Origin of the sequence: Sphingomonas sp. UV9 (assembly GCF_004101245.1) — a bacterium.
Taxonomy (GTDB): domain Bacteria; phylum Pseudomonadota; class Alphaproteobacteria; order Sphingomonadales; family Sphingomonadaceae; genus Sphingomonas.
On the sequence record NZ_SCIN01000001.1, the window covers coordinates 540504 to 554608 of the forward strand.

A 14105-nucleotide genomic window follows, 5' to 3' on the forward strand; every position below is an offset into this window, starting at 1 on the left:
CCTTTTTTATTGCGCGGAGGGTAAGTAAGTCTGTCGCGTCCAATCGAGACTGGCGATCTCTGCCACGGGGGTATTGCAGATGAACTGGGTACCGGGAATTGCGACGATGGCGCTGGCGGCTGCGGGCCTGCCAACCGCTCAACCGGCCGCCGGCACGACCGATGTGTTGCGGGTGAAGGACGTGGGCCGATTGGTCCCAGTCAGGCCGGACTCCGAAATCCGGATCGCGTTGCCGTATGTTATCGGCTCAAACTATCGGTGGCAGATTTTGTCGGCAAAGCGCGTGACGCTCGCAGGCCCTATCGTGACGGGCGACGATCCCGATCGCTCGGTTGGCGCACCCGGGCTGCCCCAGGTTGCCTTTATCAAATTGCGCGCTCCGTCGAGCGGAACCGGTAGCGTTTTGCTGGGCGAGGTGCGTGACGGCGGCGGCGGTGTGGCACCCAACTCGTACCGCTTCCGCTTTCGCGTCGTCCCGTGACCAACGCTCGATAACAAAAAAAAGGCCGCGCCCACCGGATGGTGGACGCGGCCTTTCACGCAGCGATCGGGTGAACGATCAGTAGCGGTAATGATCCGGCTTGAACGGGCCTTCGACCGGCACACCGATGTAACCGGCCTGCTTTTCCGACAGCGTCGACAGCTTCACCCCGAGCTTCTCGAGGTGGAGCATCGCGACCTTCTCGTCGAGGTGCTTCGGCAGGACGTACACTTCGTTCTTGTAGTTCTCGCCCTTGGTCCAGAGCTCGATCTGCGCGAGCGTCTGGTTGGTGAACGATGCCGACATCACGAACGACGGGTGGCCGGTGGCGCAACCGAGGTTCACCAGACGACCCTTCGCCAGGATGATGATCTGCTTGCCGTCCGGGAACTTCACCAGGTCGGTGCCGGGCTTCACTTCGGTCCAGTCGTAGTTCGACAGCGCGGCGATCTGGATCTCCGAGTCGAAGTGACCGATGTTGCAGACGATCGACATCGGCTTCATCGCCTTCATGTGATCGGCGGTGATGACGTCGGCGTTGCCGGTCGCGGTGCAGAAGATGTCGGCGCGGCTGACGGCCTCTTCCATCGTCACGACCTCGAAGCCCTCCATCGCCGCCTGCAGCGCGCAGATCGGATCGACTTCGGTGACCATCACGCGCGCGCCGCCGTTGCGGAGCGACTGGGCCGAACCCTTGCCGACGTCACCGAAACCGGCGACGCAGGCGACCTTGCCGGCGAGCATGACGTCGGTCGCGCGACGGATCGCGTCGACCAGCGATTCCTTGCAGCCGTAGAGGTTGTCGAACTTCGACTTGGTCACCGAGTCGTTGACGTTGATCGCGGGGAACGGCAGCTCGCCCTTCTTGGCGATCTCGTACAGGCGGTGGACGCCGGTGGTGGTCTCTTCCGAGACGCCCTTCAGGTTCTTGACCGTCTCGGTGAGGTAGCCGGGGTTCTTCGCGACATACGCCTTCAGCGCACGCTGCATCTCGACCTCTTCCTCGTTCTCGGGCTCGGGCATCGTGTGGCCGGCTTCGAGCTTGGCGCCCCAGAGTGCGAACATCGTCGCGTCGCCGCCATCGTCGAGGATGATGTTCGAGGTCTGGCCCTCGATCTCACGGTCCCACGAGAAGATGTCGCCGACATAGTTCCAGTAATCCGCGAGGCTCTCGCCCTTGATCGCGAACACGGGAACGCCGGTCGCGGCGATCGCGGCGGCGGCATGGTCCTGCGTCGAGAAGATGTTGCACGTCGCCCAGCGGACGTCGGCGCCGAGCGCGGTGAGCGTCTCGATCAGCACCGCGGTCTGGATCGTCATGTGCAGCGACCCGGTGATGCGCGCGCCCTTCAACGGCTGCGATGCGCCGAATTCGGTGCGCAGCGACATCAGGCCGGGCATCTCGGTCTCGGCGATGTTGATCTCGGCGCGGCCGAAATCGGCGAGGCTGATGTCGGCAACGACATAGTCGGGCTTGCCGTCAGTTTTCTGGGGCGCGAGCGTGGTGGCCACGAGGATATCTCCTGGGAATAATCTTTGATCGGCGAGCCTCATGCCCGTGCCGGATGCCGTGCCCAATAGGCGATCGAAGGCTCCAAATCAAATATAAAGATATCTTTATATGTTGGGTTGGGCGCGCTGCTTACTCCTGTTCTCCTGCGAACGCAGGAGCCCAGGACCAAGCAGGACACCGATCTTTACCCTGGGCTCCTGCGTTCGCAGGAGAACGGAAGCATTATGCTCGCCCCGTCTCAGCCACCAGCAACCGGGGATCGACCCCAGCCTGCGCGAAGGCGTGCGTCCAGCGGTCGTCGGCATCGGTATCGAACAGCAGGCCGGTGTCGCCGACCACGTTGAACCAGCCCGGCCGCGAGAGCTCGCCCTCCAGCTGGCCGGCATCCCAGCCGGCATAGCCGAGCGCCACGACCCACTGCGACGGCCCCCGCCCCTCGGCGATCGCGCGGAGGACGTCGACCGTGCTCGACAGCTTCCACAACCCGGCGACATCGACGCTGTCCTGACCGCCCCAGTCGCTCGAATGGAGCACGAAGCCGCGGCGGGGCTCGACCGGGCCGCCGAAATGCACCGGCGCATTGGGGGCGTCGCCGCGTTCGATCTCGAACTGGGCGAGCAGGTCGTGGAAGCCGAGCCCGTCGAGCGTCGCGCCGAGGCCGATGCCGATCGCGCCATTCGCGTCATGGCTGCACATCGCGATCACCGCGCGTTCGAACCGCGGGTCGCTCATCCCGGGCATCGCGAGCAGGAATTGTCCGGAGAGAAAAGCCGTCTTGTCCATGCGTTGCAACATAGCGGCGCGGGCAGGCCGCCGCCACGCTTGAAATGTCCGAGCGGGCGTACGAGGTACGGACCGCCCGCGACCAACGCGGCGACAGGAGATTTCACATGACGATCAGCGTCGGCGACCGGCTTCCCACCACCAATCTCGTCAAGGCAACCGCAGACGGCCCCGACCAGGTCGATACCGACAGCTTCTTCAAGGGCCGCAAGGTTGCGCTGTTCGCGGTGCCCGGTGCGTTCACGCCGACCTGCTCGGCCAAGCACCTCCCCGGCTTCGTCGAGAAGGAAGCCGAGCTGAAGGCGAAGGGCATCGACGAGATCGCCTGCGTGTCGGTCAACGACGCGTTCGTGATGGGTGCATGGGGCAAGTCGGCGGGCGCCGGCGACATCACGATGCTGGCGGACGGCAATGGCGATTTCGCCAAGGCGGTCGGGCTGACGATGGACGGGTCGGGCTATGGCATGGGTCTTCGCAGCCAGCGCTACTCGATGATCGTCAACGACGGCGTCGTCGAGCAGCTGAACGTGGAAGCGCCCGGCGAGTTCAAGGTGAGTTCGGCCGAACATCTGCTCAGCGAGATCTGAACCTTTTGATCCTTCCCTGCCAGGGGGAGGTGGCAGCCATAGGCTGACAAAGGGGGAGGACGCGCAACGGTTGTTCCGTGCCCTCCCCCTCCGTCTGGCAAGCGTCAGACACCTCCCCCTGGCGGGGCAGGATACGAGGACGGGCGAAGTCTTGCCACCGTAACGATCGCCGCGTAACACTTGCCGATGACAATCGCATCCGACCTCGTCGCCGACCTCGACCGCCTCTACCGCGCTTCCGTCGAGCGCCTCCAATCCGCCATGAGCGCCTATATCGCCGACGGCACCGTGCCCGATCCGAGCGCGCGCACCGATGGCTCATTCGCGTATCCCGAAATCCGGCTCACCTATAAAGGCGGCGTCGATCGCCCCACCCCGCTCCGCTCGTTCGGCCGGCTGGTCACCGCGGGCGAATACCGCATCAGCGTCACCAAGCCCGCGATCTTCGCCGAATATCTGATCGAACAGCTGACTTTGCTGATCGAGGACTATGACGTCACCGTCGAGGCCGTCGAAGGGCGCCAGGAAATCCCGTTCCCCTACGTGATCGAGCCCGGCCACGCACTAAGCCTGGACGAGGTGTCCGCCACCGAATTGTCGCGCCACTTCCCCGCCACCGAGCTCGCGCATATCGGCGACGAAATCGCCGACGGCCTTTGGGTCGCGAACGACGAGGCGCGCCCGCTCGCGCTGTTCGACGGCCTGCGCACAGACTTCAGCCTTGCCCGCCTGCGCCACTATATGGGCACGCCCGCCGAGCACGCGCAGCGCTTCGTGCTGTTCACCAACTATCACCGCTATGTCGATGAATTCGTTCGCTGGGCCGGCACGCAGCTGGGTGAGGGTAGCCGCTTCACCAGCCTGTCGGGCGCGGGCGGGATCACGATCTCGTCGGGCGACGACATCGACAAGATCATCTCCGACAGCGCGTGGCGGCGGCACCAGATGCCCGCCTATCACCTGATGGCGGACGACCGCACCGGCATCACGCTCGTCAACATCGGCGTCGGGCCGTCGAACGCGAAGACGATCTGCGACCATCTCGCGGTCTTGCGCCCCGAGGCGTGGCTGATGATCGGCCATTGCGGCGGGCTGCGGCCGAGCCAGCGGATCGGCGACTATGTCCTCGCCCACGCCTATCTGCGCGACGATCACGTCCTCGACGACGTCCTTCCGCCCGAAATCCCGGTGCCGGCGATCGCCGAAGTGCAGGTCGCGATGGCCAAGGCCGCGGAAATCGTCTCGGGCCAGTCGGGCGAGGAACTCAAGCGCCGCCTGCGCACCGGTACGATCGTCACGACCGACGACCGCAACTGGGAACTGCGCTATTCGAAATCGGCGCTGCGCTTCTCTCTGTCGCGCGCGGTCGGCATCGACATGGAGTCCGCGACGATCGCCGCGCAAGGGTACCGGTTCCGCGTCCCCTACGGCACGTTGCTGTGCGTCTCGGACAAGCCGCTCCACGGCGAACTGAAGCTGCCCGGCCAGGCGAACCGCTTCTACGAACGCGCGATCAGCGAGCATCTGCGGATCGGGATCGAGACGTGCGAACAATTGCGGCTCGAGGGCGCCAAGCTCCACAGCCGCAAGCTCCGCGCGTTCGACGAGCCGCCGTTCCGGTAAGGCGTTCGGGGAAAAAACCGAGCGGATCGCGCGGGAATGCGTTACGCTTCCGGAATCATTGCTGAGGGAACATGACCGTGGCCGATACCGACACGCCCGATACGGAAGCAAAGAAGCCCGTCGTCCGCCGCCGCGCCCCGCGCAAGACGAGTGCGCCCAAGGCGGCTGCTGCGGCAGCGGCGTCCGTCAAGCCGGCCCCTGCCAAACCCGCTCGGGCCCCCAAGCCGGCATCAGCCAAGCCGTTGCCGTCCGCCAAGCCGGTCGCGGACAAGTCCGTGATTGCCGCGCCGTCGCGGTCCGCGGCGAAGCCTGCGCCCAAACCGCGCTCGACCAAACGCAGTACCCCTCACCCCGTGGCTGCACGCAAGACGGCGCCCCCCGCTACAGTCGCCAAGCCAGCGGAAAAGACCCGCGGCAAATGGGGCGCCGCCGCGATCTTCAGCGGTGTCGCGGTAGCCGGGGCGGCGGTCGGCGCGCTGCTGACGCTGCGAGGGAGTACGCCTAAGGCGCCGACACCGCTTAAGCCGAAGGGCAAGCATGCGCATCAGGCGGACGGAGCGGATTCGTCGAAGTCGTTCAACGCCGGCATCGCCGATCCGGGGACGGTTCCGGAATAAGCACAAATTGTGCCGCCACCGCGGCGAAGGCCGGGGCCCAATTGGGTGACGCTGCTAACGGCGCGATGCGCGTCGTTACTCGGGACGTTCCAACTGGGCCCCGGCCTTCGCCGGGGTGGTGCATCTTTTTAGTGTGGCCCACATTTCTACCGTTCCCCCGCGGAGGCGGGGGCCCGGCTGAACCTTGGGTGCGTTCGTAATCCTGGGCCCCCGCTTTCGCGGGGGGAACATGGAGTGGGGGAAATCAGGATCCCCCTCTCCGTCACCAGCCCGTCGGCTTGCCCTCGTTCTGCACGTCCAGCCACGTCTTCAGCGGCGCGAAATACTCGACCAGCGCGGCCCCTGACATCTCGCGGCTGCCGGTGAACACCTGCAACGCGTCCGGCCAGGGCTTGGACTGCCCCATGCTCAACATCGCGTTCAGCTTCGTGCCGACCGCCTTGTCGTCGTAGAACGAACAGCGATGCAGCGGCCCCTTCCAGCCCGACTGGTCGCACGCCGCCTTGTAGAACTGGAACTGCAACACCCGCGCCAGGAAGTAGCGCGTGTACGGCACCGCTGCAGGGATATGGTATTTGCCGCCCGCATCGAACTTGGTCTCGTCGCGCGCGACCGGCGGCTTGATGCCCTGATATTGCAGCCGCAACTGGTCCCATGCCGCCTGATAGCCGGTCGTCGGGATCTGACCCGAGAATACACCCCAGCGCCATTTGTCGATCAACAACCCGAACGGCAGGAACGCGACCTTGTCCATCGCCTGTCGCAGCAACAGCCCGATATCCTTGTCCGCACTCGGCACCTTCGCCTGATCGAGCAGGCCGATCTTCACCAGGTAATCCGGCGTGATCGACAGCGCGACGGTATCGCCGATCGCCTCATGGAAGCCGTCGTTCGCACCGTTCTTGTAGAGGAACGGCTGCGCCTTGTACGCGCGCTGATAGTAATTGTGGCCGAGCTCATGGTGGATCGTGACGAAATCGTCCGCATTGACCTTCGTGCACATCTTGATCCGGATATCGTCCTGGTTGTCGAGATCCCATGCCGAGGCATGGCAGATCACGTCGCGGTCCGCCGGCTTGGTGATCTGCGACCGCTTCCAGAACGTGTCCGGCAACGGTGCGAAGCCGAGCGAGGAATAGAACCCCTCGCCCTGCTTCACCATCTTGAGCGGATCATAGCCCTTGGCCTTCAGCAGTTCGCCAGTATCGTAGCCGACGTCGCCTGCGCCCTTGGGCGCGACGATGTCGTAGATATTGCCCCATTCCTGCGCCCACATATTGCCGAGCAGGTCGCTGCGGATCGGCCCGGTCTTGGCCTGCACCGCGTCGCCATATTTCTCGTTGAGCTTCCACCGCGTATAGGTGTGGAGCGCCATGTAGAGCGGCTCGACCTCTTTCCAGATCTTGTCGGTCAGCGCCGCGAACTGGTCGGGCGTCATATCGTAACCCGAACGCCACAACGCGCCGACGTCCTTGTAGCCGAGCTCGCGCGCGCCTTCGTTGGAGATCGCGGTCATCTTGGCATAGTCGCCGCGCATGGGTGCGCCGACCTTGTCGTTCCAGCTCGTCCACATCTCCTGGAGCTTCGCCGGATCGCGGCTCTCGCCCATCGCCGCTTCGATGTCGGAGCCGTTGATCGGCTTGCCGTCGAGCGTGCCCATGCCCTTGCCGTAGGACGACGACATCTTGGTGGTCAGCGTCGACAGTTCGTCGGATGCGCCCGCGCGCGTCGGGGCCGGCAGGGTCAGCCCGCCGCGCAGAAGATCGAGCTTGCGCCTGGTATCGAACGACAGACCCGGCAACGACGCATAGCGGGCCGCGCCGAGCGCGTACTTCACGCCGAGATCGGTCATCTCCGCGCCCGACTTCGCCGCGAGCGCATCGGTATCGTCGGTGATGTAGGTCGCGTTGACCCACGCCACGCGGCTGGCGTCGAGCGAGGCGGCCGCCAACGTCTTTTCGGCCTCGGCGACGAAGGCATCAGCCTGGGCGACGGTCGGCTTGCCGGTCGTGGCGGGTGGTGCGGTCTGAGCCTGTGCGGCGACGGGTACGGCGGCAGGCACGGCGATCGCGCACGCCAGCGCGACCAGAGAGACGGTACGGATCATGGATTTCCCCTGAATTATGCGCCCAGAGTGATGGCCCGCCGCCGCCCGGTCAACCCGGCTTGCATCTGATCCGTGCAATCCTCCCCCACCAGGGGGAGGATCGATCGACGAAGCCAAGTCAGGCGGCGAGGAAGTCCGCTATCGCCTGGCCCAGTTCAGGCTTCACCACCGCGCTCATATGGCCACCGGGCGTCTCGACATACGTCCCGTGCGGCAGCGCCGCAGCCAAGTCAGGCGCCGAGCCGTTATCCTGGTCCTCGCCACCGCACACGACCAGCGTCGGCTGCTGGATCGCCTTCACCGACTCCAGCGACGTGTCGGCGAACGTCTCGAGGATGCCCAGCAGTGCGACCGGATCGCCACCCGTCGTCTTCAGGAATGCCTCGGCCAGCCACTCCGGCGTACCCTGCACATGCTGCCCCAGGTTGGTCAGGATATTCCGGAAATGCCCGGCACGACGGGACGTCTGCGTGAGACCCTGCAGCCCCATGCCGGAAAAAATGACGCGCCGCGGTGTCGCGCCGGTCGCGAGCATGCGCGACGTCGTCCGCGCGCCGAGCGAATAGCCGCCAAGATCATAATCGGTCAGCCCGAGATGTGCGATCAACGCGTGCCCGTCCTTCGTCAGGGCATCCGCCGGATAGGCTTCGAGCCCGTGCGGCTTGTCGCTGTCCCCATGCGCACGCAGATCCGGCATGATCACACGGAATCCCTTCGCCGCAATCTTGGCGGCGTGGCCGTACCGGATCCAGTTGGTCTTCGCGTCGGAGAAATAGCCGTGGATCAGCACCACCGGCCGCGCGTCCTCAGTGCCGGGGCCGACCTCGCGCCACGCCAGCCGGGTGCCGTCGAAGCTCTCGAAATACCGGACTTCGGAAGATTGGGTCTCGCTCGGGGTGATGGCCACGGTCTCATCCTGCAATGGTGTCGCGGCCAGTTCGGAGCGCGAGTGCCGTCTGTCAACGCCCCCAAACGAAAACGGGCGACCCGAAGGCCGCCCGTCTCTCGGTCTTCAGCAACGGATCAGAACTGGTATCCGACCCCCCCCGAAGCACCGGCCCTGCCCTGCGAGTCATAGGTGCCGCTGAGCTTCACCACGGTGTGCCCGTCATTGAACGCCTTCGACATGCCGACTGCGACCGCAGATTGTCCGGCGTAGGTGCCGCCGCCGATCGCGACCATGCCCTTGCCCGCCTCATACGCCTGCGGCAGCCCGGCTGCGGCGAGAGCGCTCGATGTGCCGGCATAGCCGTCACGCCGCACCGAGCGGATGTCGAAGGCGAGCGCCGCAATCCGTCCGTCGGTGTAGCTGTTGGCCTGCGTCACCGCCGAATTGATGCCGGAGTTCAGCTGCCCGACATTGACCGCGTCGGTGGTCGACACGCCCGCCGCGACGTTGCTCAGCACGGTTGCCTGACCACCGGCGTTGAACGTCACGTTAGTGCGCGACGGACCGTACTGCACCGAGTTGCTGCCCAGCGCCAAGGCACTGTCCGCGGTACCCTGCGCGGTCGCGACCGCCTGGTTGGTCGTGTTGAGCTGGCCGCCATTGACCGCCTGCGTCGACCCCGCCGCGACCATCCCGGCGGCAACGTTGGCCAGCGTGACCGGTGCCGCCGCATTGCCACCCGCCAGTGTCACGGTGTTGGTCCGCGCGCCGGTCGTATCCGTGTCGTAGGACACCGCGTTCACCGCAGTGAGCGCCAAGGCATAGACCTGACCGCCATTCACCGCGTCGGTCGAGCCCGCCGCGATCGAACCGCCTGCGACGTTGTGCAGCCCAACCGGACCCGTAGCGGCACCGACGAGCGTCAGATCGTTGGTCCTGATCCCGCCGTTCGGCGTGGTGACGCTGCCGGGGTTCGAATATTGCACCGGCCCGGTGCCGCCATTGGCGACCTGGTTGCCCAGGTTGGTGATCGCGGTGGTGTTGTTGGCGACCTGGACGTTGGTTGCGTTGAGCTGCGATCCGTTGACCGCATCGGTCGATGTGGCGTTGACCGCGCCTGCCGCGACATTGGTGATCGTCGTGCCGCCCGCGCCGCCGAGCGTCACCGACGTCTGTGCGGCATTGTCGTAGCTCACGCTGTTCGCCGCCACCTGGCCGATCTGCCCACCCACGCCGGCCAGCGCATCGCCGACATTGGTGTAGGTCGTGCCGTTGATGACGTAGCTCGGGCCTGTGATCGCGCCGGTCGTGACGTTGTACGCCGCGCCGCCGCCGAGGCTCGTGACGAACGCGCTGCCCAGCGTGTTCGAGACACCGCGCAACTGCGCGACGTTGACCGCGTCGGTATCCTCGCTGCCGGCGCCGACGCCGGTGATCTGGCGTGTGCCGAGCGGTGCGAACAGCCCGGTGGCGGGATCGATATAGTCGGCGGTGCGGGCAACCGCGATCTCGCCGATCGAGGATTGCGCGCCGGTGACGCCGAACGCGGTGTAGCTGGCGACCCCACCGCGTAACGTCGAGGAGGCGCTGCCCAGCGCGACGCTGTTCTCGAGGTTGGCGATCGCCCCGGCGCCGAGCGCGGTCGAGGCGAAGGCGGTGGCCGACGAGAGCGTGCCGAGCGCGGACGAACCGAAGCCGGAGGCAATGGCACGTTCGCCGACGGCAAGCGTAAAGTCCGCCGTGGCCGACGCGGCCGTGCCGAGCGCCGTCGCGTTCAGGCCGCTCGCAACCGAGTTGCTACCGAACGCGGCGGCAAAATCGCCCGTGGCGGAGCTGGCGTTACCGACCACCAGCGTATTGATGCCGTTGGTCACGACGTCCGACCCGAAGGCGAGCGAGGCGTCGCCGTTCACCTGGTTCCGATTGCCGACGGCCACCGCGCCAAGACCGTTGATGACGTTGCTCGTGCCGATCGCGATCGTCCCGTTGCCGGTCGCCTGGTTGGTCTGGCCGATCGATACCGATCCATTGCCGGTGGCAAAGTTGGTGTCGCCCAGCGCCACCGCGCCGATCCCCGTTGCCTGGTTGTCGCGGCCAAGCGCGACCGCACCGTCGCCGGTCGCGATATTGGGATCGCCGATCGCCACCGCGCCGTCACCGGACGCGATATTGGCGAAACCGATCGACACCGCCCTGCCGGCGATCGTGCTGGATCCGTCGCCGATCGCCACCGATCCCGCGCTGGAGGCGACCGTGTTGCGTCCCGCGGCGATGGAACCATCGGCACTGGCGATGGCGTTCGGACCGATCGCCGTGGAGTCGGTGCCCATCGCCTGCGAATCCGCCATGACCGAAGTCGCGTTGAAATAGCGCAGATCGGCGCCCGTCGGCATGCCGCCGATCGATGTCTCGATCGCGGACACGGCACCCTGGACGCTGCCATAGGTCGTGCCGCCATAGAGGATGCCCGCGGTCACCGCGCCGGTGGCCGGATCGTAGATCGAGCTCCCGCCGAGTGCGGAGGCAACGCTGCTGCCCAGCCCGGACAGCTGCCCGCCATTGACCGCATCCAGGCTGCCGGCGCCAAGCCCACCCGCAGCCACGTTGGTGATGCGCTGCGCCACCCCACCACGGTTCGCATTGAACGCCTGAAGCGTGCTGTCGTACAGCAAGGCGTTCGCTTGAAGACCCGTGACGCTGGTATTGATGGTCGCGATGTTGGTGGTGTTGACGAAGACCGCATCGTTGGTGGCGCCGAGCTGTGCGCCGTTCACCGCATCGGTGCTGCCCGCGCCGAGCGCGCCGGCCGCGACGTTGCCGATCGTGACGGGTGCCGCACCGGTTCCGACGCCGCCCAAGGTCACGCGGGTCCTGCCGAGATCGTCATACTGGACCGCAAGCGCGGACAGGCCACCGACCTGCCCGGAAACGGTCGCGAGCTGTCCGCCATTCACCGCGTCGGTCGACCCGGTTGCCACGACGCCGTCGGCGACATTGTGCAGGCCCACCGGACCTGCCGCCACGCCGACGAGCGCGACGTCGTTGGTCGGTACGCCGCCGTTCGGCGTGGTCGGGGTCGCCGCGTTCGAATATTGCACCGCACCGATGCCACCATTGCTGATGTTGGTAGTCAGGTTGGTGAGCGCGGTGTTGGTGTTGGTGACGTTGGTGTTGGTCGCGAACAGCTGGCTGCCGTTCACTGCCTCTGCCGACGTCGCGCCGAGCGTGCCTGCGCCCACGTTGCCGAGCACCACCGGCGCGGCCCCTGCCCCGCCGAAGGTCACGCGCGACCGGCTCAGATCGTCATATTGCACCGCCAGACCGTTCAGCGTGCCGACCTGGCCGGAGACCAGCGCCAGCTGACCGCCGTTGACCGCGTCGGTCGAGCCGGTTGCAACCACCCCGTCGGCAACGTTGTGCAGCGCGACCGCACCCGCTGCGCCGCCGACCAGCGTCGCGTCGTTCGACGGCACGCCTCCGTTCGGCGTGGTCGGCGTTCCGGCGTTCGAATATTGCAGCGCACCGATCGCGCCGTTGGCGATGTTGGTCGTGAGGTTCGTCACATTGGTGTTGGTCGCGAACAACTGGCTGCCGTTGACCGCATCGGTCGAGGTCGCGCCGAGCGCGCCTGCCGCGACGTTGCCCAGGCCGACCGGGGCGGCGCCGACGCCGCCGAGCGAAACACGGGCGCGGGTCGCGTCGTCATACTGGACCGCCAGCGTATTCAGCGTGCCGACCTGATCGACCACCGTCGACAGCTGACCGCCGTTGACCGCGTCGGTCGAGCCGGTCGCCACGACACCGGCGGCGACATTGTGCAGCCCGACCGGCCCCGCGGCCGCACCGACCAGCGCGACATCGTTGCTTGGAATACCGCCATTGGGCACGGTCGGCGTCGCCGCGTTCGAATATTGCACCGCGCCGATGCCGCCATTGCTGATGTTGGTGGTGAGGGTGGTGAGCGCGGTGTTGGTGTTGGTGACGTTGGTGTTGGTCGCGAACAGCTGGCCGCCATTGACCGCGTCGGTCGACCCGGCCGCGACGACGCCGTTGGCGACATTGTGCAGCCCGACCGGCCCCGCCACCGCACCGACCAGTGCCGCGTCATTGGAGGGGACGCCGCCGTTGGGGACGGTCGGCGTCGCAGCGTCGGAATATTGCAGCGCGCCGATCGCGCCGTTGTTGATGTTCGTCGTCAGGTTGGTGACGTTGGTGTTGGTCGCCAGCAACTGGCTGCCGTTGACCGCATCGGTTGAAGCCGGGTCGAGCGCACCGGCCGCGACGTTGGTCAGGGCGACCGGGGGTACGCCGGGGCCGACGCCGCCGAGCGTCGCTTTGGCGCGCGTCGCGTCATCATATTGCACCGCCAACGTGGCGGCCGTTCCGATCTGCGCCTGCACGCCTGCGAGCTGGCCGACATTGACCGCGTCGGTAGCCGCCGAGCCTGCCGCGACGTTGGTGATCTGGCGTTCGCCGCCGACCGTACCGACCGAGACTTCGCCCGCCGAATTCTGCGGCACGGCGAGGCCGATCGCGGTGTAGCCAGCCTGTGGTCCACGTGCCGCCAGGCTGCCGGCGCCGAGCGCCACGCCGTTCGCGCCCGTGGCGCTGGCGCCTGTACCCAGCGCGACGGCACCGGTCGCATTGGCACCGACGCTCGAGTTCGTGCCGAGCGCGATCGCGCCGAGCGCGGTCGCGTCGGTCAACGCCGCGTTACCGAACGCGATCGAATTCGCCTCGCCCGCAAACGCTGCTGCGCCGGTCGCGCCCAGACCGGTGATCCGGTTGCCGCCGATGGCGATACCGGCCGGGTTCCGGAGCTCAAAACCATCCGCCTGCGAGACGCAGTTGGAATTGGGCCCAACCGCATTTCCGTTCACGTCGAGTACGCTCAACGTGATGTTGTCGCCATTGGCCGCAGAGGTCAGCAACCCGTCGACATCGATGGTCTGGGTCGTTGCCGGCAGCGCCGGGATCAACCCACCCACCAGTGGCAACAGGAGAATTCGATTCACGGTCGTCAGGATAGGATTGAGCGTATTCTCTATCGGGGTGACGACCCCGCCGATGACGGGGCGCATGATCTCGGTAACGACCGATTTCGGGAGGCTGACGCCGGAGCATACGCCGACGACGTTGGGTGGCGGAACGACCTGGGCGGCGGCCGGTTGCGATGCGAGCGTGGTCGCGGCGGCCAGCCCGATCAGCGATACGCCGCCGCGGATCTGCCGCATGATGCCGGTATCGCGGCGCGTCCTGACGGTTTCCTGCAGCCTGGCTGCGATCCCGCCCGAATTCTTTGTTTCCGACGCATTCCGATGAGCCGACGCGATAGACATGCCGATAACCTCCACTGACGACTGCGGTTGCAGCCAAACATTACCGGCTCCTGGTCGACTGCCGACCTAGTTACCGGAACGCATGAAGTCTCGACTCCCGACCACTAACAGTAAGTTACCCAGTAAAACGACATCGATCTGTATAGATCTCTCCTCCGCGGACATT

Annotated in this window: 9 protein-coding genes; 4 read left to right on the plus strand and 5 right to left on the minus strand. The window is 66.3% G+C overall.

Annotation, left to right across the window (positions count from 1 at the left end; genetic code table 11):
* Positions 1 to 79 precede the first annotated feature (79 nt).
* Positions 80 to 481 carry a hypothetical protein gene (locus EQZ23_RS02185; protein WP_128452829.1) on the plus strand — a complete coding sequence of 134 codons (402 nt, stop codon included), beginning with the start codon at positions 80 to 82 and terminating at the stop codon, positions 479 to 481.
* 78 nt (positions 482 to 559) lie between these two features.
* On the opposite strand, the gene ahcY is transcribed toward EQZ23_RS02185, so the two are convergent.
* Complete coding sequence (gene ahcY, locus EQZ23_RS02190) at positions 560 to 1993, minus strand: adenosylhomocysteinase (RefSeq protein WP_128452830.1); 1434 nt, start codon at positions 1991 to 1993, stop codon at positions 560 to 562.
* A gap of 223 nt (positions 1994 to 2216) precedes the next feature.
* Complete coding sequence (locus EQZ23_RS02195) at positions 2217 to 2777, minus strand: YqgE/AlgH family protein (RefSeq protein WP_128452831.1); 561 nt, start codon at positions 2775 to 2777, stop codon at positions 2217 to 2219.
* A 107-nt stretch (positions 2778 to 2884) separates the two neighbouring features.
* Between EQZ23_RS02195 and EQZ23_RS02200 the strand changes: the two genes are divergently transcribed.
* The 3 genes from EQZ23_RS02200 (at position 2885) to EQZ23_RS02210 (ending at position 5604) form a co-directional block, all read left to right on the plus strand.
* Positions 2885 to 3364, plus strand: a complete 480-nt coding sequence (locus tag EQZ23_RS02200) for a peroxiredoxin (RefSeq protein WP_128452832.1) — start codon at positions 2885 to 2887, stop codon at positions 3362 to 3364.
* Positions 3365 to 3550: 186 nt separating this feature from the next.
* The gene (locus EQZ23_RS02205) at positions 3551 to 4987 is read left to right on the plus strand and encodes an AMP nucleosidase (RefSeq protein ID WP_128452833.1); all 1437 of its coding nucleotides are present in this window, start codon (positions 3551 to 3553) and stop codon (positions 4985 to 4987) included.
* Positions 4988 to 5064: 77 nt separating this feature from the next.
* The gene (locus EQZ23_RS02210; protein ID WP_128452834.1) at positions 5065 to 5604 is read left to right on the plus strand and encodes a hypothetical protein; all 540 of its coding nucleotides are present in this window, start codon (positions 5065 to 5067) and stop codon (positions 5602 to 5604) included.
* Positions 5605 to 5866: 262 nt separating this feature from the next.
* On the opposite strand, the gene EQZ23_RS02215 is transcribed toward EQZ23_RS02210, so the two are convergent.
* From EQZ23_RS02215 to EQZ23_RS02225, 3 genes are all read right to left on the minus strand, one after another.
* Positions 5867 to 7711, minus strand: a complete 1845-nt coding sequence (locus EQZ23_RS02215) for a M2 family metallopeptidase (protein ID WP_128452835.1) — start codon at positions 7709 to 7711, stop codon at positions 5867 to 5869.
* A 118-nt stretch (positions 7712 to 7829) separates the two neighbouring features.
* The gene (locus EQZ23_RS02220) at positions 7830 to 8549 is read right to left on the minus strand and encodes an alpha/beta fold hydrolase (RefSeq protein WP_240663331.1); all 720 of its coding nucleotides are present in this window, start codon (positions 8547 to 8549) and stop codon (positions 7830 to 7832) included.
* Between the two features lie 185 nt (positions 8550 to 8734).
* Positions 8735 to 13834 (minus strand): YadA-like family protein, encoded by a 5100-nt coding sequence (locus tag EQZ23_RS02225; RefSeq protein ID WP_164913363.1) that lies wholly within the window; start codon positions 13832 to 13834, stop codon positions 8735 to 8737.
* Positions 13835 to 14105: the final 271 nt, after the last annotated feature.